This is a genomic window from Streptosporangium saharense, from assembly GCF_014203715.1.
Taxonomy (GTDB): Bacteria; Actinomycetota; Actinomycetes; order Streptosporangiales; family Streptosporangiaceae; genus Streptosporangium; species Streptosporangium saharense.
This window is the reverse complement of record NZ_JACHJP010000002.1, coordinates 582,271-608,113: the sequence shown is the minus strand read 5'-3', so window position 1 is coordinate 608,113 and position 25,843 is coordinate 582,271. Positions and strand designations below refer to the sequence as shown.

The window sequence follows — 25,843 nt, the reverse complement described above, 5'->3', positions numbered from 1 at the left end:
CCGAACGGCCTGGCATCGGTTGAAGCATCTCGGCCAGTGTCGTCAGATGTCGTGAGAGCGTCCTCTGTGCTAAGCCGTGACGGAAACCCAGTCAAGAACCGCTTGCAAAGCATCCTCAAGGGCAGGGGAATCGTCAATGTCGCGATGTTCGCAACGGATCTCCCCGGTCTCGATCAGAGCGAAGCTGAGCTCGGCCTCGCCCGTATCCCAGAGAGCGATCATGCTCATTCGCTCATCGCCCTCCAGACTCCACCATATGCACTGCTTGGGCCGACTCTCCGGAGAGCTGTTCACCTTTGCCAGCAGGCCATTTTCGCGGATTTCCCCAAGGCGAGTGTCGATCCAGTCGCGTGCGTCCCGTAGCAGGGACGGGCTTACGGACATGATGGTTCACCCTCCAAGGAGATCACGCCGAAAGGGCTCGAATACCGCTGCCCAGGAGGGTGATTCTATGGATTCGAGGTCCGTTGACTCCAGTTCAATTTCCGCGAACCAGCCATCGAGTTCGTTGAGGACCGAAGCCTCCTCGGAGCGCGGGTACGTACCGACAGCCCGCCATGAATCTTCCAGAACCCGCATGTCGTCGTGGTTCTCGTGAGGATTCTGGCGTTTGCGTTGCTGATGGCTGGAACTGGCCAGAGCATCCTCGATGGCTGGTGAACGCCTCAATCGAACCGCGCGAACATGTCGTCTGGAGAAGACCATCGGGAGATGGGTCAGCCGGCTGACCCATCTCCCGATAGTCGACCGCCTCCGCGTCGGCCGTGAGCCTCAGGGTGGCGGGGTCTCGCAGATCACGCGGCAGCCGCTCTCACCGGCTGCCGCGCTGGTTCGTCGTTGCTAGACCTTGCGGGTCAAGGTTCCGAGGAGGGTGCGGATGTAGGCGCCGGTGGAGGGCTTGGACTGGTAGTGGTAGGTGGCGCTGATGACCGCGGTGCTGCCCGCTGCGCATCGGGGGTTGAGCAGGGCCGCGGTCCCTCCGGGGCGGGGGGCGTCGCCGGTGCTGGGGGCGATCGTCCAGGTGTAGCCACGCCTGGAGGTCGTGCCGGTGCCGGTGAAGGTCTTCGGCTGCCCGGCGAAGATGTCCTCGATGCTGCCGCCGATGGCTGCCAGGCCACCCTTGGGCAGGAGGGGGACCACGCCACCGGGCACGACGGCGACCCGGCGCTTGCCGTAGGTGCCGCTGTTGCCGTTCCAGAACGTGGCCCGCACCGAGCCGAAGAAGCCCGCGGCGATGGTGGCCGAGCGCCAGTCGGCCTGATGCCCGCCGCAACCGGGCCCCTCACCGGCCGCCTGACCGGCGACGGACGGCGCCTTCGCGGAGGCGGGAAGGGCGGCGGCCTGGGCGGGCGATATGAGAGCGGGCACACCGGCCAGCGCGGTGAGAGCGGCGGCCAGCGGCAGAACACGCAGGTGACGCATAGGAAGCTCCTTCGAGTGGATGTGCCCCCAGCCGCGGGGATGCGGTCTCGTGAGGGGCGACGGCAACCTATCGCCACAGAAGGTAGCCACGTGATTACAGTAAGAAAATGGCCGATTCAGGTCACCTACCCGATGGCCGCACCCGGGCGCGGGAAGATCTGGGTCAACGGAAGGATGATCGCTGGGAGCCGCAGGCGCATCCGCGCCCGGTGCCGCCCGCGAAAGTGCTCCGTGATCGGCGAGCGCTGTCGGGGGCGGCTGTCACTTCGACCGTGGTCTACGGGCCACCCGCCACTTCGCGGCTTCCTTGACTGGCCGGTCCCGGCGCATCCGCTTCCGCGACCCTCCGCCGCCCTGCTCCTGGAGCAGGGCGGCGGAGGGTCGCGCCTGGCGGAATTCGGGTCCCGCTATTCGGCACCCGTTCAATCAATTGTTTTATGCAAGACTTTCGTGGCCTCAGGAGACTGTTTCGTCACCGATGGCACGAAGAACCTCGGAGAGCCAAACGAAACCGTATCCCACAACGCGGTCGGGGTCGGAGAGCATGTCTTCCAGGTAACTCCATGAATCGGACAACGCGCCTATCGTGAGATCTTGAGGCTTACTGTAGACATCGTAAGCCTGGTCTCGGGGAACGGACCAGAATTCATCCGCGTCGATTTGCAACACCTGTTTACCGGCGTGGATCCGTTCCATGAGCAGGTCGAAGACATCTTTGAGCTTGTCTACTGGAATCTCGGTCATCGGCGAAAACTCCCGGTTATTGTGTGTTTCCTTCCTGAGATGCCTGGCGCGTGTCTCGGCAAGCCGCCGACACGAGCCGATTCAGGTGTCGGTTCGCCGTCGCCGTTGCGAATGAATATCGATGCGGCGCCCGCCGGCACATAGTACGTGTGGGGGTCGGCAATGGTCAGATCATTGACGATGGCCACCTTGTGCTGCTTCCAGAATTTCTCGACGTGCGACTGGAGTTCCAGTGCCACGGCGTGGGCTCCACGGGTCCGAGGTGTCGAAGACCGGCCTGTCTCCGCGTCGTCCTCGTGGGCGCCGAGGTGGATCAGGGTCGTAGCCTCTCTGGCTTGGTCAGGAAGGCGGCGCGCCCCCGCTTCGCCAGGTGAACTCGCAAAAGCGAGGGGCTTGGGTGGTTCAGGGCTGCTTTCGCTGGGTTTTTTGGGTTGGTAGGGCGGATTTTGCGGGTAAAGGGTGAGTAAGTGTTTCCCGCTACTGACGCTCCTTGGGTGGGGAGGCTGGAATGCGGTCCGCGGCGATCGAGACCTCCGGTGGGTGGGTGCGGCTGAGCGGGGACGTGCGTTCGGCGGGGGTGATCAGTCCCGGCCGACTGTACGAGTTGCCCCGGTACGAGGCCGAGGTCACCTTCAGGTGCCGCACCTCGGGGCCGCGCAGGCATCGGTTCACCGGCCCGTTGCTGCTGGACGTGCTGCGAGGGGCCGGGCCGCTGTTCGATCCGGAGGAGCGCAAGGACCGGGTGCGGTTCGTGATCTCGGTGCTGGGTCGTGACGGCCATCGCGCGACGGTCTCGTGGGGGGAGATCGACCCGGAGTTCGGCGACGCCCGGGTGCTGCTCGGACTGTGGATGGATGACCGGTCGCTGACCGGCCAGGGGCCGCATCTGGTGGTGCCGGGAGACCGGTGCGGTGGCAGATACGTCAGCGGGATCACCGAGATCCGGCTCTGCGCCGACGAGCGGCTCTGGGAAACCGGCTGAGTTTGGGCCGGTGGCCGTACGGTGGCCTCTCGCTTTGAGGAGGACGAGACGGACGCCATGCGTTTTCGGTGCGGGACGTCCGGCGGTCACGGGTCAGACGGTGATGACGACCTTGCCGAAGGCTTTTCCTGAGGCGTAGTGGTGGTAGGCGTCGTGGGCTTTGTCGAAGGGGAAGACGCTGTCGATGACGGGGCGGAGGCCGTTGGCCTCGATGACCTTGTTCATGGCGAGGAACTGGGCGCGGCTGCCGACCGCGACGGGGCGGACGGTGGCGCCGGAGGCGAACAGGACGCGCGGGTCGATCGGGGAGGCGCCGGAGATGAAGCCCACGCAGGCCACCTGGCCCGCCATCGCTACCGCCCCGAGCGACCGCTCCAGGTGGCCGGTGACGTCGATGACGTGGTCGGCGCCCCGGCCGCCGGTCAGCTCGCGGACCCTGGCGGGCCAGTCGGGGACGGCCCGGTGGTCGACGACCTCGTCCGCGCCGAGGTCGAGCAGGCGGGCCGCCTTCCCGGGGTCGCCGGTCGTGGCGATCACCCGGGCGCCGAGCGCCTTGGCGAACCCGAGGGCGAACAGTGAGACCCCGCCCGAGCCCTGCGTCACCACGGTCTGGCCGGGACGTGAGGCGTCCGCGCCGGTCAGGGCGTTCCACGCGGTGACCGCGACGCAGGGGAGCGTCGCGGCCTCCTCGTAGGACAGGTGGCCGGGGACAGGCACCAGGGACTCCTCCTCGACCAGGGCGATCTCGGTGAGCATGCCGTCCAGGGAGCCGCCGCGCTGCGGCAGGTGTTCCAGGCCGAACGGGCCGTCCTGCCAGCTGGGGAAGAGCGTGGCCATGACCCGTTCGCCGATCCGCAGCGGATCGACCCCGGCCCCGACCGCCACGATCTCGCCCGCCCCGTCGGACACCGGGATCACCTGCGGCTTCACCGGCAGCACGTAGTCGCCGCGCAGGATCATCAGCTCGCGGAAGCTCAGTGACGTCGCTCGTACGGCGATCGCGACCTGTCCCGGGCCGGGGGCCGGGTCCGGGTGCTCCCTGAGGGTCAGGCCCGCCAGCCCGGCGCCGCTGTCGAGGTGGTAGCTGCGGATCGTCACGACAGCACCCCGTCGGTCTTGCTGTAGCCGAGGGCCTCGACGATCAGCCCGTCGCGGATCCGCATGAGGTTGACGCCGCGTACCGAGTCGGCAGGGCCGTCGCCGTACCGGTAACGCCAGCGGATCGTCGCGCGGTCACCCGCGACCGTGACGTCCTCGGGGCTGAACTGGGTGGCGCGGTCGTCGGCGAGCGTCCGCCAGAACGCCAGGCACGCCTCGCCTCCCTCCACGCGTTCGCCGTCGGGGGCGGGCTGGACGGCCTCCATCACGCAGTCGTCGGCGACCAGGTTGTCGAGGATCTCGGGGGCGTGGGTGACGAACGCCCGGTTGAAGAGGTCGATGACCTCGGCCGTGGTCCGGGATGGCATTGCGGCTCCTTGGGATAGAACGTTCGGTCTACGGATTTATATCGACCGGTTGTTCTACTCGTCAACCGGTGGGATGCTGGCCCCATGACGACACGCACCGGACCCGGTCCCCGCGAACGTCTCCTGGAGGCGGCCAGGGAGCTGACCTACCGCCACGGGGTCGGGGTGGGCGTCGACGCCCTGCTGAGGGAGGCGAACGTGGCGCGCCGTTCGCTGTACGAGCACTTCGGCGGCAAGGACGGGCTGATCGCCGAGGTGCTGCGGCGCACCACGGCCGAGGACGAGGATGACTATCTGCGGACGATGCGCGCGGCGGGGGAGGACCCCCGTGCCCGGCTGCTGGCCGTCTTCGACCGGCTCGCCGAGATCGTCGGCGGGCCGGGCTTCCGGGGGTGCCGCTACCTGGCCGCCGACCTCGCCTTGGCCGACCCCGGGCACCCGGCCCACGCCGTCACCCGCGACTACCGCGAACGCGTGCGCCGGTTGTTCGAGGACGAACTCGTCAGGCTCGGGCACCGGAGCCCCGGACGCGCCGCCGACCAGCTCCTCCTGCTCGTTGACGGCGTCCTCGCGGCGGGGGCGACCAGGCCGGGAACGAACCCGGCGATCTCCGCGCGTGAGCTGGCCGAACACATCCTCGACGCCTGACCCCCGGACGGTTGCCTTGGGAAATATGGGGGAACGAGAGGATTGCGGCGGTTTGTCCCCCTGAGTTCTGTCCCCCTGGGTTCGCCAAGGTGATCGAGGGGGATGCGGTGAGCACGAGGTACGGGGTCCACTCCGAGGTCGGCACGCTGCGCCAGGTGATCGTGCACCGGCCGGAGCTGAGCCTGAAGCGGCTGACGCCGGTCAACAAGGACGAACTGCTCTACGACGACGTGCTCTGGGTCAGCCGCGCCCAGATCGAACACGACGCGTTCGTCGAGACGATGCGCGGGCGGGGCATCGAGGTCTTCTACCACCAGCGGCTGCTCGCCGAGGCGCTTGAGGCCGCCCCCGAGGCGAAACGGCACGCGGTCGAGCGCACGGTCACCCACCTGACGGTCGGGCCGTCCCTCGTGGACGAGGTGCGCTCCGAACTCGCCTCCTGGAGCGGGGAGAAGCTCGCCGAGCACCTGATCGGCGGGCTGACCAAGGAGGAGTTCGCCACCGCCGTACAGGCCAGCCGGGAAGGTTTCGACGCGCGCTCGCTGGTCACCGCGATGGCCGAGCGGGGATCGTTCATCCTGCCGCCGCTGCCCAACTCGCTCTACCAGCGCGACCCCTCCGCCTGGCTGTACGGCGGCGTCTCGCTCAACCCGCTCTACTATCACGCCCGTCGGCTGGAGACGCTCAACCAGAGCATCGTCTACCACTTCCACCCGATGTTCGCCGACGACGGCTTCGCCTACTGGTATCCCCCGATGGGCGACGACGGCCGCTTCGACGAGGAGGACTTCGGGCACGCCTGCATGGAGGGCGGCGACATGATGCCCATCGGCAACGGCGTCGTCGCCGTCGGCGTCAGCGAGCGCACCAGCCCCATCATGGTCGAGCACCTGGCGAAGGAACTCTTCGCCGCGGGGGCCGCGACCCGGGTGCTGGCGGTCAAGATCCCTCCGCACCGCTCCTACATGCACCTGGACACCGTCTTCACGCTGCTCGACGTGGACAGGGCGACCGGCTATCCGCCGGTCGTGGAGAACGCCGAGGTCTACTCGCTGCGTCCCGGTGACAGGCCCGGCACCGTACGGGTCCATCGTGAACCGGGCATGGCGGCCGCGTTCGAGGACGCCCTCGGGATCGGCAAGCTGGACATCGTCTCCACCGGGGGCGACGACTACCAGCGGGCCAGGGAGCAGTGGGACAGCGGCAGCAACTTCGTCGCCCTGGAGCCGGGGGTCGTGGTCGGCTACCACAAGAACGAGTTCACCAACCGCAAGCTGCGTGAGCACGGCGTCGAGGTGATCGAGATCGAGGGGTTCGAGCTGGGCAAGGGCCGGGGCGGCGGGCACTGCATGACCTGCCCGATCCTGCGCGACCCGGTCTGACCCTCGGAAAGCCTGAGGGGAGATCGCGATGACCCATCCGGCACCGGTGCTGTTCCTGGCGCTGTTCGGTCTCTACAGCCCGGTCGCGGCGCTGGCGTCCTACCTGCCGATCGTCAGGCCGTACGGCGGAGGCCAGGTCACCCGGCTGGCGATCGGGCTCGCCGTCAACGTCGCCGTGTTCGTCCTGGCGGCCCTGTGGGTCGGGGAACCGCTGCTCAAGCTGCTGGGCATCAGCACCGCCGCGCTGACCGCGACCGGAGGCATCGCCCTGGCCTACGCCGCCATCCCGCTGATGCGCGGCAAGGCCGGGGCCGTCGAGGAACTGGAGAAGCTCCAGGAGGACGCGCCCCCGCCCGGGCCTCCGCCGGACCCGAAGACCATCCTGTTCACCCCGCTCAGCTTCCCGCTGACCGTGGGCGGCACCACCTTCGCCTTCGGTGTCGCGGCCTCGGCGGAGGCCTCGACCGTGCGCGACAAGCTCGCCCTGTCGATCGCCGCCCTGTGCTTCGCGGCGGTCACCGGGCTGACGCTCTACCTGTCGGGTCACGTACAGCGGCGCATCTCGCTCAAGGGGGCGATGCTCCTGGACCGGGTGGCGGGCATCCTGCTGACCGCGATCGCCGTCATCCTGCTCGCCAACGGCTTCACCGACCTCGTCACCGCCCGCCTCGGTCAGTGAGCCGCAGGGGTCACCGGCCGCCGACGAACCGCTCGGCGGGGACGAACAGCTCGTGCCCGGTGCCGAAGGACACCCGCACCCCGGCGTCCGTCCACTCGGCCGCCCGCACGGGGCCGGAGACCTCGATGCCCACCCGGTGACCGTAGGAGAGACTCGGATCCCGGCCGACGACGATCTCGTGCGACTCCCCGAGCAGGCTGCTCCTGCGGACCAGCGCCAGAAGGTGCGATGAGCCGTCGCCGTACGCCACGGTGGGCGGCTGGGCGCTGCGGTAGAGCACCTCCGAGCGGGGCCAGCACGCCGCGACGGACAGCGCCACCCCCAGCGCCACACCGAGCACGAGTGCCCCGAGGAGTCTCAGGGGTGCTTTCATCGGCGACCTCCGTCTCGGGGGGATCGGTCACCTGCTTCGTCGCTCCCGGACCGTGGAAAGTTCACGCGCCTCCGCTATCACGGGAAAGTGCCACCCGAAAAACAGTGATTTATCGGGATTTAGAACTTTTCCTGGGCGGAGCCTGTCGGACGACGTGGAGGTTCACACGACTGACGCGACCACGATGAGGAGAGAGATGAGATCGGCCTTCCTCGGTGCGGCCACCGGCCTCGCCGTCCTGCTCACCATCGCCCCACCCGCCTCAGCCCAGAGCACGACCAAGACCAGGGTTGTGTACGGCTGGGCCGTACGGTCGGGGAACTCAGCCATGACGATCGTCCCGCGCGGGGCCACCCGGAGTCAGGTGGGGGAGAGCGGCCTGTACGCGTGGGATTTGCGGGGCAGGAAGGGCGCCCCCCTCACGATCCGCTACACCAGGGGCGTGGACTTCCGGCAGGTGAACAGGGTGTGCGGCAGGCCCTCTGCCGGTTATCCGTACGACACCCACGACGGGAACGCCTACGGCACCAGGAAGTGCTCCTCCGCCCACCTGGGGAAACTGCTGAAGGGCAGGATCCCGGTCCGGGTCGAGTACACCGGCACATTGGTGGCGGTCAGGGTCAGGGAGCTGGTCCTGCCGTGACACGGAGCCGCCCCCGGGAGAGAGGTCCCGGGGGCGGCGTCGCGTCAGGGGTTGATCTGGACCCAGAAGGGGTCGTTGACGAACAGGATGCGGTCGTCGAAGAAGTAGGAGATCAGTGAGCCGCCCGCCGAGGCGTTCTGGCTCGGCGGGACCCACCTGACGGAGAAGTCCCAGGTGCCGCTGCTGGCGCCCTCCGCGGTCGCGTGGAAGGGATACTCGTCACACTGCCACTTGTCCGCCTCCTGCTGCGGGGTCCTGGGCGGCAGGCCCGTCACCGCGTTGTAGGGGCCGTTGCGGTTGCAGGCGTAGTCCTTCCAGGTCTCGTTCGCCTTGGCGATGGTGCCCGAGCCCTCGACCCGGTGCAGCGCGGGGTCGTCCGGGTCGTTGGTCCACCTGCCGGGGATCACCTTGCGGTGCCCCTCCGCCGGGTAGGAGGTGTCCGGGCTGAGCTGCGCGTCGTAGATGTGCCTGGCGACGGCGCCGTGCTTGGGGCTGGACAGCCTGTACTGCAGGTGCGGGATCACGGTGGTGAACACGCACGCCCGGTCGAAGGACTGGCCGAACCGGCTGAAGTAGTCGGCCGAGTCACAGCGGAACGGCAGGTCGAGGGTCTTGCCGCCGCCCAGCGGGAAGCGAGGGGTGGTGGCGTCGGTGGTCAGGTGCCAGTCGAAGGTGGTGATCTTCTCCCGGCTTGAGTCGTTCGCCAGGGCGGGGCCCTGGACGTCCCACGCGCTCCACCCGGTTGTCGTGTTCCAGCCCGCCCAACTGTTGGTGGCGGCCGAACCGCTGGTCGAGCAGTACGACGAGCCCTGGGCGCACTCGGGGCGCACCGCGAAGGGCAGGGTGCTGGGGACGACCGTGGGGTCGGTCCAGTCGAGATACCTGACCGATCCGGCCTCGGGACGCCAGAAGATCCGGATGGCCCGCTGGGTGTTGCTGCCCATCGCGACCATGTTCCAGCGGATCGCGTTGGTGCCCCAGTACCGGACGTTGCCCGAGGTGTCGACGGTCTGGTACCTCGCGCGGTACTCGATCTTCTGGCACCACAGCAGCCGGTTGTAGGTCCTGCCCTCCTTGCGTTCGGCGTCGTTGGCGCTGAGGCAGTCGTCGGTGTCCGGCTGGGGCGGCGTGGCGGGGAAGGCGAGGGTCGTGGCCAGCCTGCTCAGGCTCTGGGACGAGTGGCCGTCGGCGTCTACCTTGTCCGCGTCGTAGTAGGAGTGGTCGCCGAGCCTCGCGGCCTCGTGCAGCGCCCGCCGCTGGGCCTCCTTCTGCGGGAGCACGGGCTTGGGGTCGGAGGTCGGCGTGGGAGCCTGCGCGGTGGCGAGGGCCGGGGTGCCCAGGCAGAGGGCGGTCACGGTGAGGATGCATACGGCCGCGCTCGTCAGGCGGCGGAGGGGATTCACGGGTCACTTCCCGGGGGTCGTGGGGGTGCCGCGACGTGCCAGGGCGTTCTCCCAGGGGCACCAGTCGAGGTTGGGGATGGGCGTGTAGTTCTCGCCGCCGGAGACGTGCGTCGCGGGGAAGCCGCCCCACCCTCCTGCGGCCCAGACCACGTCGGCCTCGGTGTAGAGCCAGATGTCGTTGAGCCACTCGCCGACGGGAGGGTTCTCCGGGCCGTGGGACTGGCAGACGAACCAGCTATCCCCGGCGTTGAGCCTGCCGATGGGCTGCCAGCGGCCCTCGACGTAGTTGTAGACATCTCCGGCGCGGAAGTTGTTGCAGTACCGGGTGGGCCACCGGACACCGAGCGTGTCGGTGACGGTCGGGCCGGTGCCCCAGCACCCCTCCGCCTGGGCGGCGTGGGAGGGAGCGGCGGGGGCGGTGAACACGGCCGTTCCGGCGATCACGCTCGCGGCCACGTGGGCCAGGCGCCTGATCACGGTCATCGTTCCCCTTCCTTGGTCGTCCGCGAAGCGGTCACGCCATAGCGGATCAAGAAATTTCCGAGGAAAGGAGCACTCGTGGTGGTGCTCCGGGGTTTGGCCTACCAGGGGGACGTTGTTTGCCATCGGCGCCAAGGAGAAAAACAAACAACGCCTAACAATCACCATCAAAAGGGACAGCCTTTTGTGGTGGTTTGGTCTACGGAAAAAGCCGTACGGCACGGCGAACGCGGGCTTCCCCGGCTGCGATCTATGGTCGAGGGATGGACCAACGCAGGCGTGTGCCGCGTACCGACGCCGTGCTCGCCGACCCCAGACTCGTCGCGGCCGAGGGGCGCCTTGGGCGGGCGGTCGTCAAGGAGGCGGTCGTCCGGGCGCAGTCACGGGCCAGGCAGGGCGGGATCGAGCCCGAGCAGGTGGCGGACGCGGCCGTCGAGGGGCTTCCGCCGTACGCGGCGAGCCTGCGGCCGGTGCTCAACCTGACCGGCGTGATCGTCCACACCAACCTCGGCAGGGCGCCGCTCTCCCGGGCGGCGGCCGAGGCGGCGACGGCCGCGGCCGGATACACCGACGTGGAGTTCGACCTGGTCACCGGGGTCAGGGCCCGCAGGGGCCGGGGCGCCCTCGACGCGCTCGCCACAGCGGTGTCCGGCGCGCAGGACGCGCACGTGGTCAACAACAACGCCGCCGCCCTGGTGCTCGTGGCCACCGCCCTGGCCTCGGGCAGGGAGATCGTGGTCAGCAGGGGTGAGCTGGTGGAGATCGGGGACGGCTTCCGCATCCCCGACCTGCTCGTCTCGACCGGCGCGAGGCTGCGCGAGGTGGGCACCACCAACCGCACCGCCTACGACGACTACGAGCGGGCCGTCGGGCCGGAGACGGGCTTCGTGCTCAAGGTGCACCCGTCGAACTTCCGCGTCGAGGGCTTCACCGGATCCGTCGGGATCGAGCGGCTCACCGGCCTTGGCGTGCCCGTCGTGGCCGACATCGGCTCCGGGCTGCTCACCCGCGAACGGCTGCTGCCGGACGAGCCGGACGCCGCGAGCACGCTCGCCGCGGGGGCCGACCTGGTCACCGCGAGCGCCGACAAGCTGCTCGGCGGGCCGCAGGCCGGTCTGCTGCTCGGCCGCCGTGACCTGGTCGAACGCTGCAGACGGCACCCGCTGGCCCGCGCGCTGCGGGTCGGCAAGACGACGCTGGCCGCCCTTGAGGCGACGCTGAGAGGCCCGGAACCCCCGGTGCTCGGGGCGCTGCGCGCGGAGCCGGACACGTTGCACGTCCGGGCGCGGGCACTCGCCGCCGAGCTGTCCCTGGCCGGGATCGACGCCGTCGCCGTGCCGAGCCTGGCGACCGTCGGCGGGGGAGGCGCCCCCGGGGTGACGCTGCCGAGCGCCGCGGTGAGCCTGCCCGAGCGGCTGGCCGTACCGCTGCGGACCGGGGAGCCGCCCGTGGTCGGGCGGATCGAGGCGGGACGGCTGCTGCTCGACCTCAGGGCGCTTCCCCGGGAGCGGGACGGCGAGGTGGCCCGCGCGGTCCTGAAGGCGGGCGGCTGATGCAGGTCGTCGCGACGGCGGGGCACGTGGACCACGGCAAGTCCACGCTGGTGCGCGCCCTCACCGGGATGGAGCCCGACCGGCTGGCCGAGGAGCGGCGCAGGGGGCTGACGATCGAGCTTGGCTACGCCTGGACGACGCTGCCCTCGGGCGAGCGCCTGGCCTTCGTGGACGTGCCGGGGCACGAGCGCTTCCTCGGCACGACGCTGGCCGGGGTCGGGCCCGTCCCCGCGGTGATGTTCGTGGTCGCCGCCGACGAGGGCTGGATGCCCCAGTCGCAGGAGCACCTGGTCGCGCTTGAGGCCCTCGGTGTACGGCACGGCCTGCTCGCGGTGACCCGCGCCGACCTGGCCGACCCCGCCCCCGTGGTCGAGGAGGCCGGGGCCAGGCTCGCGGCGGCAGGGCTGACCGGGGCCGAGGCGCTGGCGGTGAGCGGGCGCACGGGACAGGGGCTCGGCGAGCTGCGGGAGGCGCTGGACCGGCTGGTCGCCCGGCTGCCGACGCCCGATCCCGGGGCGCCGGTGCGGCTGTGGATCGACCGGGCCTTCAGCGTGCGCGGCAGCGGCACGGTCGTGACCGGGACGCTACCCGAGGGCAGGATCGGCATCGGGGACGAACTGGTCCTCGGTGACGGGCTCGCGCGGGTGCGGGCGCTCGAATGCCTGAAGGAGCCGGTGTCCTCGGTGACCGGGGTGGCCAGGGTCGCGGTCAACCTGCGCGGCGGCGCCGCCGAGCGGGGCCGGGCGCTGCTCACCCCCGGCGCGTGGACGATGACCGACCTCGTCGACGTACGGCTCTCGCCCGTGGGAGGGGCGCGGGAGGCCGCGCTGCCGGGCAGGCTGAGCGCGCACCTCGGCTCGGCGGCGGTGGGGTGCGCGGTCAGGCCGCTCGGTGACGGTGTCGTACGGCTGCGCCTGGCCAGGCCGCTGCCGCTGCACGTGGGGGACGTGCTGCTGCTGCGCGACCCGGGCAGGGCGACAGGAATGGACAGGACCGAGGTGCGGGTGCTCGCCGGGGCGAGCGTGCTCGACGTGCGCCCGCCCCCGCTGCGCCGCAGGGGTGCCGCGCGGCTGCGGGCGGCCGAGCTGACGAAGGCGCCTCCCGGCGCGGGGGCGCTGCTGCGCACGCACCGGCTGCTGCGTGAGGCCGACCTGCTGGCCATGGGGTGCGCTCCCGAGGGGGAGCCGGTGTGCGGCGACTGGTACGCCGACCCCGAGCACTGGTCACTGCTCGGGGAACGGCTGGCCGAGACCGTGGCGCGTCACGCGGCGGAGCATCCGCTCGAACCGGGGACACCCGTCGAGGCGGCCAGGAACGCCCTCGGCCTGCCAGAAAGGAGGCTGGTCGCCGCCCTGGTCAGGCCGCCGCTGGCCGTCACGGGCGGGCGGATCGTGAGCGGGCCGCCCAGGGGGCTGCCCGAGCCGGTCGCCCGCGCCGTCTCCCGGCTGCGCGCCGAGCTCTCGGCCAGGCCGTTCCTCGCGCCCGAGGCGGGGCGTCTGGCGGAGCTGGGACTCGGCCCGAGAGAGGTGGCGGCAGCCGTACGGGCGGGGATGCTGCTGCGGATCGCCGACGGGATCGTGCTGCTGCCCGGCGCGGACGTGGCGGCGGCGCGGCTGCTGGCCCGCCTGCCCCAGCCCTTCACGGTCAGCCAGGCCAGGCAGGCCCTCGACACCAGCCGCCGCGTCGCGGTGCCCCTGCTCGAACACCTCGACCGCGGCGGCCTCACCGAGCGGCTCGACGGGGTCAACCGCCGCTGCCCGGCCGCTACCAGGTGACGGGGATGCGCTCGAAGCCCCCGGTCAGCGAGTTCTCCCGCTGGACGAGCTCCTCGGCGGGTACGGCGAGCGCCAGCGTGGGGAAGCGCTGGAACAGCGTGCCGAAGACCGCGCGCAGCTCGATCCTGGCCAGGCTCGCTCCGATGCAGTAGCGGGCGGCGTAGCCGAAGGCCAGGTGCGGTTCGTCGAGACCCCGGGAGATGTCGAAGCGGTCGGGCTCTGCGAAGACCCGCGCGTCGCGGTTGGCCGCCGTCGTGCTGATGACCACCGCCTCGCCGCGCCTGATCGCCTTCCCGCCGACGGTCACGTCCTCGTGCGCGTAGCGGGGCATGCCGTGGTTGCTCGGCGCGGCCACCCGCAGGATCTCCTCGACCGCCGAGCCCACCAGCGACGGGTCGGCGACCAGGGCGTCCCGCTGGGCGGGGTTGGCCAGCAGCAACAGCGTGCCGTAGTCGATCCGGTTGACTGTCGTCTCGTGCCCGGCGAACAGCAGCCCGGCCGAGAGGGCGGCGATCTCCTCGTCGGGCGCGTCCAGGGCCGCCAGGTCGGAGAACACGTCCCCTGCCGGGTTGTCCCGCTTGGCGACGATGATCTTCCTGGTGTACTCGCCGAGCTCGGCCAGCGCGGCGGCCGAACGCTCCCGGTCCGCCAGGTCCGTCATCGCGTCGGCCAGCGCCCTGAAGTGCTCGCGGTCGCCGTACGGCACGCCGAGCAGTTCGCAGATCACCAGCACGGGCAGCGGCAGGGAGAGCGCCTGGCGCAGGTCGGTCGGCCGTGGCCCCTCGGCCATCCGGTCGAGCAGGCCGTCCACCAGGTTCTGGACGTGCGGGGCGAGGGCGGCCATCCTGCGGGCGGAGAAGGCGGGGGTGAGCATCCTGCGCATTCGCTCGTGCCGGGTCTTCTCGGTCTCGATGTCGCCCATCGGGCCGCCGATCAGCGCCGAGTTGGAGATCCTGGCCGCCCTGTCCGGGTCGGGCGCGGAACGGCCGAGATGCCTGTCGGCGAAGGCCTGCCTGGCCTCCTCGTAGCCGGAGACCAGCCAGGCGACGTCACCGGTCGCGGTACGCACCCTGGTCACCGGCTCACCGGTCTGCAGCGTGCGGTACATCGCCGGGACGTCGAGCGGATCCTTCCTGTCGAAGGGAAGCCTCGGCAGGTCGTCGTGGCCGGTGTGGTCGTAGGCGTGGTCGTCCATGACCGAAAGGCACCCCCTGGGCTCGGCGGCGGGGCCGCTGTCGGATGTCCCACCGTACGGCGCGGCAGGTAGCGCGATCTACGGATTTTTCGCGCCATGATTCTTTTTTGACCATACGTGTGGAAACAGTCAAGTGCGTCCAGTGAATTGGCCTATGTCCGGTAATCCGATTCGGTTCTCCGGGGCGGAACGGCACCGGATGTTCAGTGTCGTGCCTGGCCGTACCCAGCGAGCCGCAAAATCAGGGGACGGGGCGCAAGCTTGGGAATGCGTGTCCCCAAACTCCCTGCTCAGGGGGAGTATCGTCCATATATGCGCATTAAGGCGTGTTATTGGATGGCGCGGCTTTCCTCCAGGTCCGCCCGCCGGGGGCGGGCGGACCGCCACGTGACGGCGGAGACGGCCGGGGATCGCGACCGCCCGTGGGCCGGGCGCCGGAGATGAGGCGCTGATGGTGCCCGAACACCCGACCTTTCTCGAAGGCCGTTCCCCACGGAGCGGCCTCGACGCGCTCGCCGACGACCTGGGCAAGGTCCTGGAGAGCGTGGGAGCCCACCTGGGCACGGTCTACCTGCTGGCGCCGGACGCCGAGGTGCTCGAACTCGCGGTGATGAAGGGGGCGCCCCGCGACTTCATCCGCCCCTGGGAGCGGATGAGCCTGGCCACCCCCATGCCGGTGACCGACGCGATCCGCTACCGGCGGCTGGTGTGGGTCGGCGACGAGAAGGAGATGGCCCGCGTCTATCCGGGGGCGGCGCTGGTCATGCCGTACGACTTCACCCTCGCCGCCGTGCCGCTGATCGGCACCACCACCGTCTACGGCGGGATGTTCGTCATGTGGGCGGGCACCCACTCGTGCGAGCTCTCCCCGGTCGAGCGCGAACGCCTGATCGGCGCCGCGACGGAGATGGCGCGGGGCCTGGAGAAGGCCGACCGGCAGGGCCACAGGCTGCGCCCCGGCCTCGAACCCCGCGTGCTGCCCGTTCCCAGCATGCAGCCCGCCGAGGTGATCTCCGCCGTCACCGACCGGCTCCCCGAGGGCATCTGCGGCCTCGACGCCACCGGCCGCGTCACCTTCGTCACCCCCAGGGCCGCCGCGCTGCTCCGCACGCTCCCGGCCCGGCTGGTCGGCTCCCACCCCTGGACCCTGGTGCCCTGGCTGAACGACCCCGTCTACGAGGACCGCTACCGCGCGGCCATGATCAGCCAGCAGGCGACCTCGTTCGTCGCGCTGCGCCCGCCCGACCGCTGGCTGTCCTTCGAGCTCTACCCGGCGCCGAACGGCGTGACGATGCGTATCTCCCCGGCCATGGTCGAGGCGGCGGACATCCCCGTCCAGGCCCCGGAGGTCGAACCGCCCGGCCCCGTCTGCGACGCGGACCTGACCCTGCCGACCAGGGTCGGGGCGCTCTACCACATCCTCCACCTGGCCAGCACGCTCACCAAGGCCGCCAGCGTGCAGGACGTGGTGGACCTGGTCGCCAACCGGCTCATGCCCGCCTTCGGCGGCGACGGGATGGCACTGATGGTCGCCGACGACGGCAGGATGAGTGTCGTCGGCGACCGTGGTTACCCGCCCCACCTCAGGGAGCACTACGACGGCCTCCCGCTGACCTCACCGACGCCGAGCGTGCGGACCATGGTCACCGGGATGCCCAGCTTCTTCAGCTCCCAGGAGGAGCTGGACGAGGTCTACGGCGCGGAGATCGCCGTGGACGACGGGATGGCCTCCTGGGCGTTCCTGCCGCTGATCGCCTCGGGAAGGTCCGTGGGCACCTGCGTGCTCGCCTTCGCCAGGCACCACCGCTTCACCGTCGAGGAACGCGCCCTGCTGACCGCGCTCGGCGGCCTGATCGCCCAGGCCCTGGAGCGCGCCCGCCTCTACGACGCCAAGCTGGAGCTGGCCCACGCCCTGCAGGAGAGCCTGCTGCCGCACGCCCTTCCCCGGCTGCCCCGGCTGAGCGCCGCCGCCCGCTACCTGCCCGGCACCGAGGACATGGACATCGGGGGCGACTTCTACGACGTCATCAGCCTCGCCGACGACACCGTCGCCGCCGTCGTGGGCGACGTCCAGGGGCACAACGTCACCGCCGCGGCCCTCATGGGGCAGGTGCGCACCGCGGTCCGCGCCTACGCCACCGCGGGCGCCGACCCCGGCGAGGTCCTGGCGCGCACCAACCACCTCCTGGTGGACCTGGATCCCGGCCTGTTCGCCAGCTGCGTCTATCTGCGGCTCGACCTGCGCAGGAACCTGGCCTGCCTGGCCCGCGCCGGACACCCCCAGCCGCTGATGCGCCTGCCCGACGGGCGGGTGCAGGTGGTCGAGGTCCCCGGCGGGCTGCTGCTGGGCATCGACCACTCCGTGGAGTATCCGCACACCGAGATCCCGCTGCAGCCGGGCGCGACGCTGGCCCTCTACACCGACGGCCTGGTCGAGACCCCCGGCGTGGACATCGACGACGCGCTCGCCGACCTGGCCACCGAGTTGGAACGGGTCGGGGACCGCCCCCTTGAGGAGGTGGCGAGCACCCTGATCAGGCACGCCCAGCAGACCAGCCACCGCAGCGACGACATCGCGCTCCTGCTGCTGCACCTGGCCGCGGAACGGTGGACCCCCACCCAACCGCGCCCGAGCCAGCAGAGATGACCCTCAGCGGGCGGCGTAGGCGCGGGCGATCTCGGAGGTCACCCTGAGCAGCGGCTCGACCAGGCGTTGCAGCTCCCTGGCGCGCCGGGAGGACAGCACGACCCCGACGGCGGCCACCGCGCGGCCCTCCACGAGCACCGGCGCCGCCGCGGAACAGGAGCCCAGACTCATCTCCTCGAACGTCAGCGCGTACCCCTGGACCCGCACCGAGGCCAGCTCCCTGGCCAGCCGCCCCGGCTCGACGATCGTGCGCGGGGTCGGCCGTTCGAGCTCACGGGCCAGGTAGGCGCCCCGGAACCAGTCGGGCTCGTGGGCCAGCAGGGCCTTGCCGACCCCCGTCGGGTGCATCGGCAGCCGCCCGCCCGTCCTGGAGACCAGCCGTACGGCCCGCCTGCCGTGCAGTTTGTCCACGTAGAGCACCTCAAGACCGTCCCTGACGGCCAGGTGCACGTTCTCGCCGGTCTCCGCGTACAGCTCCTGCAGCCACGGGTGGGCGACCTCCTGCAGCCTGCCCGGCGCGAGCTGGCCCAGCTCCCACAGCCGCAGCCCGACCCTCAGGTGGCCGTCGGCCGTACGGCTCAGCGCCTGCCAGGCCACCAGCTCGCCCACCAGGCGGTGCGTGGTCGTCAGCGGGACCCCGCTGCGCCGGGAGATCTCCGAGAGGGTGAGCCGGGGATGGTCGGTGTCGAAGGCGCCCAGGATCGCCAGGACCTTCGACGTCACGGAACGCCCCGGTTCCCGCGACCCGCCCGCCATCACGCCTCCCCTCACCGTGGTTCCTAGAAGGGAATTCTCCTCCTTCTCTCACCGGGGAGCGTCCCCGGGACGGCGAGGGCACTACTGGCCTGCGTGGTGGAAGGCTTCGGCTCCGCGCAGGACCTCGCGCACCTGGTCGCGCAGCCAGCGCTGTCCGCCGTCGGCGTCGTTGCGTGGATGCCACGCCATGGCCACCTCGACCTCGGGTAGTTCCAGCGGGATCTCGAAGGCGCGCAGGCCGAGCGCCGCCGGGAGGTCGTCGTCGGCGGGGGCGGGCGCCAGGCAGACCAGGCCGCCCTGCCTGGCCAGAAGCAGGGCCGTCGAGTGCGAGGAGACGGTCACCACGGTCCTGCGGCGCAGCCCCCGGGCGGCCAGCAGGTCGTCGATCGGCCCGTGCAGCCGGCCGTGCCTGGACACCCCGACGTGCTTGGCGTCGGCGAACCGGCGCAGGGTGACCCCTCTGGTCACCAGGGGATGGTCCTCCCGCGCCATGCCGACGATGCGGCCGGTGCCCAGCGGCTCGACACGGGTCTCGGGGGAGGTGTGGTCGATGACCCCGATCTCCAGGTCCACCCGGCCCTCCCGCAGCGCCGAGGTCCCTTCGAGGGTGTCGGGCAGGAACCGCAGCACCACCTCCGGCGCCCGGCGGCCGACCGCAAGGACGAGCGGCGCGGCCAGGGCGGACAGCAGCATGTCGCTCGCCTGCAGGTTGAAGGTCCTGGCGAGCGTGGCGGGGGCGGGGTCGCCCGCGGGCACGAGGAGGGCGGACGCCTGCTCCACCAGGTCGTGTACGGCGGAGCGCAGTTCGAGCGCGCGCGGGGTGGGGACCAGGTTGCGGCCCGCGCGCACCAGGACGGGGTCGTTCAGCTGGCGTCTGATCCGCCCCAGCGTGCGGCTCATCGCGGGCGCGGAGGTGTTGAGCCGGGCCGCCGCACCGGCGACGCTGCCCTCTTCCAGGAGCGCGTCGAGCGCGACCAGGAGGTTCAGATCCAGCATGTGTTCACTCCGGTCGGTTGCCTGTCGCGCTGCCGGTCTCGAACCGGGTCGTGACGCCCTCGTAGCCCAGGTGCATCATCATCCCGGCGGCCGCGTGTTCCAGATTGTGGCAGTGGTCCATCCACAACCCGGGGTTGCCGGCCAGGAAGCCGATCTCGAACCAGGTCCCGGGCGGCATGTCCAGGCTGTCGATCCACCAGGGGCTGCCGGTGACCGGCCGTCCGTTCGCGGACAGGGCCAGCCCGTCCGCCACCGCCCACCGGACGGCGGCCCGTCTTCCCAGCCGATGGATCAGCAGGGCCGGGGGCGTCACAAGCACGAAAACGATCGCGGACAAGACCGCGCTGGCTATATCGAAAGTACCGAACACGGCCGGAAAGCTAGGGGCGCCCCAACGGTGACCACCAGTGCAATGTCGGTAAAGAGACATTGCACGTGACGCAATCGACGAGACGGGAGCACCGGCCATAGCCTGATTTATCCGGAAAAGTGGGGCTGGTTGACAGCCCGCGGCCGGTTCGGTGAGCGCGCCGTACAACGGTGGTCGGCGATCCGGGAAACGACCTCCCAGCCGAGGACCAGGCCCGCTCGTGAACGTCCCCTTCCGGTCAGTGGAAGGCGAGGCTCGGTTTTCCGCGCCGGGTCCACGATGCTCTTGTCCCATGACTCCTCCCAGACGGACACAGGTCGGGATCATCGGGGCGGGACCGGCCGGTCTGCTGCTCTCCCACCTGCTCCACCTGCGCGGCATCGACTCGGTGGTGCTCGAACGCCGCAGCCGCGACCACGTCGAACGGCGGATCCGGGCGGGAGTGCTCGAACAGGGGACCGTGGACACCCTCGTGGCGGCCGGGGTCGGCGACCGCCTCACCCGGGAGGGGCTCGTCCACCACGGCATCGAGCTGCGCTACGGCGGCACCGGTCACCGGGTGCCCTTCGAACGGCTGGTCCCCGGCCGCGCCATCACGGTGTACGGCCAGCAGGAGGTCGTCAAGGACCTGATCGCCGCCCGTCTCGCCGCGGGAGGCGACATCCGCTTCGAGGTCGGGGACGTGGCCGTGCACGACGCCGCGACCGACGCCCCCTACCTGACCTTCGACGGCCAGCGGCTCGACTGCGACGTCATCGCGGGCTGCGACGGCTTCCACGGTGTGTCCCGCGCGAGCGTCCCCGAGGGTGAGCTCACGGTCTACGAACGGGACTACCCCTTCGCCTGGCTCGGCGTCCTGGCCAGGGTCGAGCCGTCCGCCGAGGAGCTGATCTACGCCTGGAACGAGCGCGGCTTCGCCCTGCACAGCATGCGCTCACCCGAGATCAGCCGCTTCTACCTCCAGGTCCCCGCCGGGGAGGACGTCGCCGACTGGCCCAACGAGCGGATCTGGGCCGAACTGCGCGCCCGCCTCGAAACGGTGCCCGGCTTCACCCTGACCACCGGGGAGATCGTCGAGAAGGGCGTGACGCCCATGCGGAGCTTCGTGGCCGAGCCCATGCGCCACGGCAACCTGTTCCTCGCGGGCGACGCGGCCCACATCGTCCCCCCGACCGGGGCCAAGGGCCTCAACCTCGCGGTCGCCGACGTGCGGGTGCTGACCGAGGCCCTGGCGCACCGGTACGCCACCGGTTCCGGCGACCTGCTCGACGCCTACTCAGAGACCTGCCTGCGGCGGGTGTGGCGGGCGCAGCACTTCTCCTGGTGGATGACGACGCTGCTGCACACCTTCGAGACCGACGACGCCTACGCGCGGCGGCTGCAGGTCTCCCACCTGGACTACGTGACCTCCTCGGAGGCCGCGGCGACCACGCTGGCCGAGAACTACGTCGGCCTGCCGTACGAACGTGACCTCCCCGAGCCCACGGAGCAGTGAGAACGATCAGGAGCGCAACCGCTGTGAAAGACGTCTACATCGCCGACGCCGTCCGCACCCCGATCGGCCGGTACGGCGGGGCCCTGGCCTCGGTCCGTCCCGACGACCTGGCAGCCGGGGTGATCAGGGCGCTGCTCGACCGCTCACCTGGCCTCGACCCCGCCAGGATCGACGACGTCGTCCTCGGCGCCGCCAACGGCGCGGGCGAGGACAACCGCAACGTGGGCAGGATGGCGGCGCTGCTGGCCGGGCTGCCCGTCACGGTGCCGGGCGCCACGGTCAACCGGCTGTGCGCCTCCGGCCTTGAGGCGGTGATCCAGGCCGCCAGGGCGGTCGCCGTGGGCGACGCCTCCCTCGTCGTCGCGGGCGGCGTGGAGTCCATGAGCCGCGCCCCCTGGGTGCTGCAGAAGCCGGAACGGGCCTACCCGCGCGGCCACGAGCAGCTCCACTCGACAACCCTCGGCTGGCGCCTGGTCAACCCCCGGATGCCCGGCCGCTGGACGGTCTCCCTCGGCGAGGCCACCGAGACCCTCGCCACGCGGTACGGCGTGACCCGCGAGGCCCAGGACGAGTACGCCGCGCGCAGCCACCGCCTGGCGGCCGAGGCGTGGCGGACGGGAGCGCTCGACGCCGAGATCGCGCTCGTCGAGGACAGCGACCTGACCGGCGACGAGTCCATCCGCCCCGACTCCTCCCCGGAGGGACTGGCCAGGCTCAGGCCCGCCTTCACCGCCGACGGCACCATCACCGCGGGCAACTCCTCCCCGCTCAACGACGGGGCGGCGGCGCTGCTGGTCACCGACGCCGAAGGACTGGCCGAGCACGGCCTGCGCCCCCTGGCCAGGGTGGTCTCGACCGGCGTCGCGGGCGTCGATCCGGTCAGCTTCGGCATCGGCCCCGTGCACGCGGTCGCCAAGGCACTGGGCAGGGCCAAACTCACCTTGGGTGACCTGTCCAGCGTCGAACTCAACGAGGCCTTCGCCGCCCAGGTCCTGGCCTGCGTGTCCGAGTGGCCCGGCCTCGACCCGGAGCTCGTCAACCCGGCCGGTGGCGCCATCGCGATCGGCCACCCGCTTGGCTGCTCGGGCGCCCGGCTCGCGGGCACCCTGGCCCACCGCCTCTCCAGAACCGGCGGGTACGGCGTGGCCACGCTCTGCATCGGTGTCGGGCAGGGCCTCGCCCTGGTACTGGAAGGCACGTCATGACCCACCCGCCCTACCTGAGCCCGGCCTACCGCAGCAGCGTGCTGCGGGCGCCGTCCCGGCCACCGGTCGTCCTGCGCGCCGACCCGGACGCCGTGGAGCTGACCGGCCCGGTCTTCGGGCACGACGAGGTCGGCGAGCTGGACGCCGACCTGACCCGCCACCACGCGGGCGAGCCGATCGGTGAGCGGATCATCGTCACCGGCAGGATCCTCGACGCGGCGGGCAGGCCCGTCCCCCACACGCTGATCGAGGTCTGGCAGGCCAACGCGGCCGGGCGCTACGCCCACCAGCGCGACCAGCACCCGGCGCCGCTCGACCCGAACTTCACCGGCGCCGGACGGTGCGTGACCGACGAGCAGGGCCGTTACCGGTTCGTCTCGATCAAGCCGGGCGCCTACCCGTGGCGCAACCACCACAACGCCTGGCGGCCCGCGCACATCCACTTCTCGGTCTTCGGCACCGCGTTCACCCAGCGCCTGGTCACCCAGATGTACTTCCCGGGTGACCCACTGTTCCCCTTCGACCCGATCATGCAGTCCATCCCCGACCCCGCCGCCCGCGAGCGGCTCGTCGCCCACTTCGACCTGGACGTCACCGAACCCGAGTGGGCGCTCGGCTACCGGTTCGACGTCGTCCTCGGCCGCACCCCGACGGAGGAGCCGTGAACGCCGTCCAACCGACCCCGTCGCAGACCGTGGGGCCGTTCTTCGGCTACGCGCTGCCGTACGACCAGGGGCCGGATCTGGTCGCGGAGGGGCACCCGGGGGCGATCACCGTCGCGGGGCGGGTGCTCGACGGGGCCGGGGAGCCCGTGCCCGACGCCATGCTCGAACTGTGGCTCGGCGAGACCGGCACCAGGAGGGCGCTCGACCGCACGGGAGAGGGCGTCTCCGGGTTCGGACGCTGCCCGACCGGCGCCGACGGCTCCTACCGGTTCCGTACGGCCAGGCCCGCCGGGCCGTACCTCGCGATGCTCGTCTTCGCCCGAGGGCTGCTGAGGTCCGTCGCCACCCGCGTCTACCTCCAGGACGGCCCCGACCCGTTGCTCGACACGCTCGATCCCGCGCGCAGGGCGACCCTGGTCGCCGAGCCGGTGGGGGAGGGGACCTACCGTTTCGACGTGAGGCTCCAGGGAGAAGGGGAGACGGTCTTTCTTGAGTTCTGACCAGGACAGTTCTGACCAGGACGGCGGCCTGCTCAGCCCTGTACGGGCGGGCACGGCGGCCGAGACGGCAACCTCGGACCGGGCGTGGCTGCGCGCCATGCTGGCGGCCGAGGCGGCGCTGGCCCGCGCCCAGGCCCGCGCGGGGACGGTGCCGCCCGAGGCCGCGGCGACGATCGGCAGGGTCGCCGACGCGTTCACCCCCGACCCCGCCGACCTCGCCGGGCGGGCCAGGCAGTCGGCCAACCCCGTCGTGCCACTGGTGGCCGACCTGCGCCGGGCCGTCGCGGAGACGGCCCCCGAGGAGGCGCGCTACGTCCACCACGGCGCGACCAGCCAGGACATCCTCGACAGCGCCGCCATGCTCGTCTGCCGCGAGACGGTCGGCATCATCGGCGCCGACCTCGACCGGGCCATGGCCACCCTCGCCGGGCTCGCCGAGACCCACCGCCACACGCTGACGGCGGCCAGGACCCTCGGCCAGCACGCCGTGCCGACCACCTTCGGCCTGAAGGCGGCGGGGTGGCTGTCCGGCCTGCTCGCCGCGCGGGAGCGGCTGCGGGACCTGCGCCTGCCCGCCCAGCTCGGCGGGGCGGCCGGCACCCTGGCCGCGCTCGGCGGCGACCCCACGCTGCCCGCGCTGTTCGCCGAGGAGCTCGGCCTGGCCGCGCCGCCGGTGCCCTGGCACGCGGAGCGCTCTCCGGTCGCCGCGCTGGGCGCGGCCCTCACCCAGACCTCGGGCGCCCTCGGCAAGACGGCCCTCGACGTGATCCTGCTCACCCAGACGGAGGTCGGCGAGGTCGCCGAGTCCTCCGCTGGCGGCTCCTCGGCGATGCCGCACAAGCGCAACCCCGCGCTGTCGGTGCTCGTGCGCTCGGCGTCCCTCCAGGTGCCGGTGTACGGCCAGCTCCTGGTCACGGCGCAGCTCGCCGAGCACGAGCGGGCGACGGGCTCCTGGCAGGCCGAGTGGCACGCGGTGCGCGAGTGCCTGCGGCTGACGGGCGGTGCCGCCGAGACCACGGCGGAGCTGCTCGCCGGGCTGCGGGTCTTCCCCGAGCGGATGCGCGCCAACCTGGACCTCACCGGGGACCGCGTCGTCTCCGAACGCCTGGCCACGCTGCTCGGCAGGGACAGGCTCGAACGGGCCGCCGCCCAGGAGGAGCCGCTCAGGCGGACGCTCGCGGGCGAGGTCCCCGACGAGGCGTTCGACCCCGCGGGCTATCTCGGGGCGGCCCAGCCCCTCATCGACCGCGTTCTGACGGCCTACCGGGAGCAGTTGTGACGATCCTCAGCCACCGCGTGGACGGCCCCGCCTGGGCGCCGCTGCTGGTGCTCGGCCCCTCGCTGGGCACCACCCTGCGGGTGTGGGAGCCGCAGATGGCGGCGCTGACCGCCTCCTGGCGGGTGCTGCGCTACGACCTGCCGGGCCATGGCGGCTCCGCGCCCGCGACCGAGGTCGGCGTCGGCCAGCTCGCCGAGGCCGTGCTCGCCCTGGCCGACGCCGAGCAGGCCGACAGGTTCGCGGTGGGCGGCGTCTCCCTCGGCGGCGCCGTGGCCGCGACCGTCGCCGTCACGGCCCCCGAGCGGGTGAGCCACCTGGTGCTGTGCTGCTCCTCGGCCCGCTTCGGCGAGCCGGAGCCGTGGCGCGAGCGGGCGCGTGCCGTACGGCGGGACGGGATGAAACCGCTGGCCGACACCGCGCCCTCCCGCTGGTTCAGCGCCCAGGACAACGGCACCGAGGCCGTCACCGAGGTGCGGCGGATGCCCTACGGGGTGGACGCCGACTCCTACGCCGCCTGCTGCGAGGCCCTGGCGGGCTACGACCTCACCGACCGGCTGGGCGCCGTCACCGCGCCGACCCTGGTCGTCGCGGGCGCCGACGACCCCGCCACCCCCGTCCCCCACGCCCTCACCCTCGCCACCGGCATCCCCGGCGCGCTGCTCACGGTCGTGCCGGGCGCCTCCCACCTGGCGAACGTGGAGAAGCCGGAGGAGGTCACCGCGGCGATCGTCCGGCACCTCGGCGGCGGGCACACCGCGGCGGGGGAGCGGACCAGGCGGCAGGTGCTCGGGGACGCGCACGTCGACCGCGCCGCCGCGGCGACCACCGGCTTCACCCGCGACTTCCAGGAGTTCATCACCCGCTACGCCTGGGACGGCGTCTGGAACCGGCCCGGGCTCGACCGCCGTACCCGAAGCTGCGTCACGCTGACCGCGCTCGTCGCCGGAGGGCACCTGGGCGAGCTGGCCATGCACGTCCGCGCGGCCCTGCGCAACGGGCTGACCCCCGACGAGATCAAGGAGGTGCTGCTGCAGAGCGCCGTCTACTGCGGGGTACCCGCCGCCAACGCCGCCTTCGCCGTGGCGCAGCGGACCCTCGACGAGGCCTGACCTGCCCATATGCCCGTTTCCCCGGTGGTGGTAGGGGACCGGACGAATGGGTAGGAGAGCGCCCGTGAACGGCGAA

General features: G+C 71.6%; 27 protein-coding genes. 14 read left to right on the top strand and 13 right to left on the bottom strand.

Going from position 1 to position 25,843, the window contains the following annotated elements:
- Positions 1–69: 69 nt before the first annotated feature.
- The 4 genes from FHS44_RS11850 to FHS44_RS11835 all read right to left on the bottom strand — a co-directional run bounded on the left by FHS44_RS11850 (position 70) and on the right by FHS44_RS11835 (position 2,405).
- On the bottom strand, positions 70–384 hold the full coding sequence (locus FHS44_RS11850) for an immunity protein TriTu family protein (protein WP_184714016.1): 315 nt from the start codon (positions 382–384) through the stop codon (positions 70–72).
- Between the two features lie 456 nt (positions 385–840).
- Positions 841–1,422, bottom strand: a complete 582-nt coding sequence (locus FHS44_RS11845; RefSeq protein ID WP_184714015.1) for a hypothetical protein — start codon at positions 1,420–1,422, stop codon at positions 841–843.
- A 456-nt stretch (positions 1,423–1,878) separates the two neighbouring features.
- Positions 1,879–2,166, bottom strand: a complete 288-nt coding sequence (locus tag FHS44_RS11840) for a hypothetical protein (RefSeq protein WP_184714014.1) — start codon at positions 2,164–2,166, stop codon at positions 1,879–1,881.
- Positions 2,163–2,405, bottom strand: coding sequence for a hypothetical protein (locus FHS44_RS11835; RefSeq protein WP_184714013.1), 243 nt, complete (start codon positions 2,403–2,405; stop codon positions 2,163–2,165). The genes FHS44_RS11840 and FHS44_RS11835 overlap by 4 nt, the downstream gene beginning before the upstream one ends.
- Before the next feature lie 269 nt (positions 2,406–2,674).
- Between FHS44_RS11835 and FHS44_RS11830 the strand changes: the two genes are divergently transcribed.
- On the top strand, positions 2,675–3,148 hold the full coding sequence (locus tag FHS44_RS11830; protein WP_184714012.1) for a molybdopterin-binding protein: 474 nt from the start codon (positions 2,675–2,677) through the stop codon (positions 3,146–3,148).
- A gap of 93 nt (positions 3,149–3,241) precedes the next feature.
- Here the strand turns inward: FHS44_RS11830 and FHS44_RS11825 are convergent, their stop codons facing one another.
- Together FHS44_RS11825 and FHS44_RS11820 are read right to left on the bottom strand one after the other, a co-directional pair.
- The gene (locus tag FHS44_RS11825) at positions 3,242–4,246 is read right to left on the bottom strand and encodes a zinc-dependent alcohol dehydrogenase family protein (RefSeq protein ID WP_312863620.1); all 1,005 of its coding nucleotides are present in this window, start codon (positions 4,244–4,246) and stop codon (positions 3,242–3,244) included.
- Positions 4,243–4,614, bottom strand: coding sequence for a nuclear transport factor 2 family protein (locus FHS44_RS11820; protein ID WP_184714011.1), 372 nt, complete (start codon positions 4,612–4,614; stop codon positions 4,243–4,245). Before FHS44_RS11820 ends, FHS44_RS11825 begins: the two co-directional genes overlap by 4 nt.
- A gap of 84 nt (positions 4,615–4,698) precedes the next feature.
- Between FHS44_RS11820 and FHS44_RS11815 the strand changes: the two genes are divergently transcribed.
- The 3 genes from FHS44_RS11815 (at position 4,699) to FHS44_RS11805 (ending at position 7,323) form a co-directional block, all read left to right on the top strand.
- Positions 4,699–5,262: a TetR/AcrR family transcriptional regulator gene (locus FHS44_RS11815; protein ID WP_184714010.1), complete on the top strand. Its 564-nt coding sequence runs from the start codon at positions 4,699–4,701 to the stop codon at positions 5,260–5,262.
- 107 nt (positions 5,263–5,369) lie between these two features.
- A complete protein-coding gene (locus tag FHS44_RS11810) occupies positions 5,370–6,644 on the top strand; it encodes an arginine deiminase (RefSeq protein ID WP_184714009.1) in 1,275 nt (424 codons plus the stop codon).
- Positions 6,645–6,672: 28 nt separating this feature from the next.
- Positions 6,673–7,323, top strand: coding sequence for a MarC family protein (locus FHS44_RS11805; RefSeq protein WP_184714008.1), 651 nt, complete (start codon positions 6,673–6,675; stop codon positions 7,321–7,323).
- A 10-nt stretch (positions 7,324–7,333) separates the two neighbouring features.
- Here FHS44_RS11805 and FHS44_RS11800 read toward each other — a convergent pair whose 3' ends face one another.
- The gene (locus tag FHS44_RS11800) at positions 7,334–7,696 is read right to left on the bottom strand and encodes a hypothetical protein (protein WP_184714007.1); all 363 of its coding nucleotides are present in this window, start codon (positions 7,694–7,696) and stop codon (positions 7,334–7,336) included.
- 196 nt (positions 7,697–7,892) lie between these two features.
- Between FHS44_RS11800 and FHS44_RS11795 the strand changes: the two genes are divergently transcribed.
- Complete coding sequence (locus FHS44_RS11795; protein ID WP_184714006.1) at positions 7,893–8,339, top strand: hypothetical protein; 447 nt, start codon at positions 7,893–7,895, stop codon at positions 8,337–8,339.
- 44 nt (positions 8,340–8,383) lie between these two features.
- Here FHS44_RS11795 and FHS44_RS11790 read toward each other — a convergent pair whose 3' ends face one another.
- Together FHS44_RS11790 and FHS44_RS11785 are read right to left on the bottom strand one after the other, a co-directional pair.
- On the bottom strand, positions 8,384–9,742 hold the full coding sequence (locus FHS44_RS11790) for a NucA/NucB deoxyribonuclease domain-containing protein (protein ID WP_184714005.1): 1,359 nt from the start codon (positions 9,740–9,742) through the stop codon (positions 8,384–8,386).
- A 3-nt stretch (positions 9,743–9,745) separates the two neighbouring features.
- Complete coding sequence (locus FHS44_RS11785) at positions 9,746–10,225, bottom strand: hypothetical protein (protein WP_184714004.1); 480 nt, start codon at positions 10,223–10,225, stop codon at positions 9,746–9,748.
- Positions 10,226–10,485: 260 nt separating this feature from the next.
- Here FHS44_RS11785 and selA point away from each other — a divergent pair, with 260 nt between their 5' ends.
- Together selA and FHS44_RS11775 are read left to right on the top strand one after the other, a co-directional pair.
- A complete protein-coding gene (gene selA, locus FHS44_RS11780) occupies positions 10,486–11,775 on the top strand; it encodes an L-seryl-tRNA(Sec) selenium transferase (protein ID WP_184714003.1) in 1,290 nt (429 codons plus the stop codon).
- Entirely contained in the window at positions 11,775–13,550 is a 1,776-nt protein-coding gene (locus FHS44_RS11775) for a selenocysteine-specific translation elongation factor (protein ID WP_184714002.1), read from the top strand. The genes selA and FHS44_RS11775 overlap by 1 nt, the downstream gene beginning before the upstream one ends.
- Here the strand turns inward: FHS44_RS11775 and FHS44_RS11770 are convergent.
- Positions 13,540–14,745, bottom strand: coding sequence for a cytochrome P450 (locus FHS44_RS11770; RefSeq protein ID WP_184714001.1), 1,206 nt, complete (start codon positions 14,743–14,745; stop codon positions 13,540–13,542). The two genes, FHS44_RS11775 and FHS44_RS11770, sit on opposite strands and share 11 nt — an antisense overlap.
- 451 nt (positions 14,746–15,196) lie before the next feature.
- Between FHS44_RS11770 and FHS44_RS11765 the strand changes: the two genes are divergently transcribed.
- Entirely contained in the window at positions 15,197–17,392 is a 2,196-nt protein-coding gene (locus FHS44_RS11765) for a SpoIIE family protein phosphatase (RefSeq protein ID WP_184714000.1), read from the top strand.
- Between the two features lie 3 nt (positions 17,393–17,395).
- Here the strand turns inward: FHS44_RS11765 and FHS44_RS11760 are convergent, their stop codons facing one another.
- The 3 genes from FHS44_RS11760 to FHS44_RS40865 all read right to left on the bottom strand — a co-directional run bounded on the left by FHS44_RS11760 (position 17,396) and on the right by FHS44_RS40865 (position 19,481).
- Entirely contained in the window at positions 17,396–18,163 is a 768-nt protein-coding gene (locus FHS44_RS11760) for an IclR family transcriptional regulator (RefSeq protein WP_312863619.1), read from the bottom strand.
- Between the two features lie 66 nt (positions 18,164–18,229).
- The gene (locus FHS44_RS11755; protein WP_184713999.1) at positions 18,230–19,144 is read right to left on the bottom strand and encodes a LysR family transcriptional regulator; all 915 of its coding nucleotides are present in this window, start codon (positions 19,142–19,144) and stop codon (positions 18,230–18,232) included.
- 4 nt (positions 19,145–19,148) lie between these two features.
- The gene (locus FHS44_RS40865) at positions 19,149–19,481 is read right to left on the bottom strand and encodes a multicopper oxidase domain-containing protein (RefSeq protein WP_246435401.1); all 333 of its coding nucleotides are present in this window, start codon (positions 19,479–19,481) and stop codon (positions 19,149–19,151) included.
- Positions 19,482–19,806: 325 nt separating this feature from the next.
- Here FHS44_RS40865 and pobA point away from each other — a divergent pair, with 325 nt between their 5' ends.
- Genes pobA through pcaDC form a run of 6 tightly spaced genes read left to right on the top strand, consistent with a single transcriptional unit; the run spans position 19,807 to position 25,767 of the window.
- Complete coding sequence (gene pobA / locus FHS44_RS11745) at positions 19,807–21,009, top strand: 4-hydroxybenzoate 3-monooxygenase (RefSeq protein WP_184713997.1); 1,203 nt, start codon at positions 19,807–19,809, stop codon at positions 21,007–21,009.
- A 23-nt stretch (positions 21,010–21,032) separates the two neighbouring features.
- Entirely contained in the window at positions 21,033–22,214 is a 1,182-nt protein-coding gene (locus FHS44_RS11740; protein ID WP_312863618.1) for a thiolase family protein, read from the top strand.
- The gene (pcaH, locus tag FHS44_RS11735; RefSeq protein WP_184713996.1) at positions 22,211–22,879 is read left to right on the top strand and encodes a protocatechuate 3,4-dioxygenase subunit beta; all 669 of its coding nucleotides are present in this window, start codon (positions 22,211–22,213) and stop codon (positions 22,877–22,879) included. Before FHS44_RS11740 ends, pcaH begins: the two co-directional genes overlap by 4 nt.
- Complete coding sequence (gene pcaG / locus FHS44_RS11730; RefSeq protein WP_184713995.1) at positions 22,876–23,379, top strand: protocatechuate 3,4-dioxygenase subunit alpha; 504 nt, start codon at positions 22,876–22,878, stop codon at positions 23,377–23,379. The genes pcaH and pcaG overlap by 4 nt, the downstream gene beginning before the upstream one ends.
- The gene (pcaB, locus tag FHS44_RS11725; protein WP_184713994.1) at positions 23,369–24,658 is read left to right on the top strand and encodes a 3-carboxy-cis,cis-muconate cycloisomerase; all 1,290 of its coding nucleotides are present in this window, start codon (positions 23,369–23,371) and stop codon (positions 24,656–24,658) included. The genes pcaG and pcaB overlap by 11 nt, the downstream gene beginning before the upstream one ends.
- Positions 24,655–25,767, top strand: a complete 1,113-nt coding sequence (pcaDC, locus tag FHS44_RS11720) for a bifunctional 3-oxoadipate enol-lactonase/4-carboxymuconolactone decarboxylase PcaDC (RefSeq protein WP_312863617.1) — start codon at positions 24,655–24,657, stop codon at positions 25,765–25,767. Before pcaB ends, pcaDC begins: the two co-directional genes overlap by 4 nt.
- Positions 25,768–25,843 lie beyond the last annotated feature (76 nt).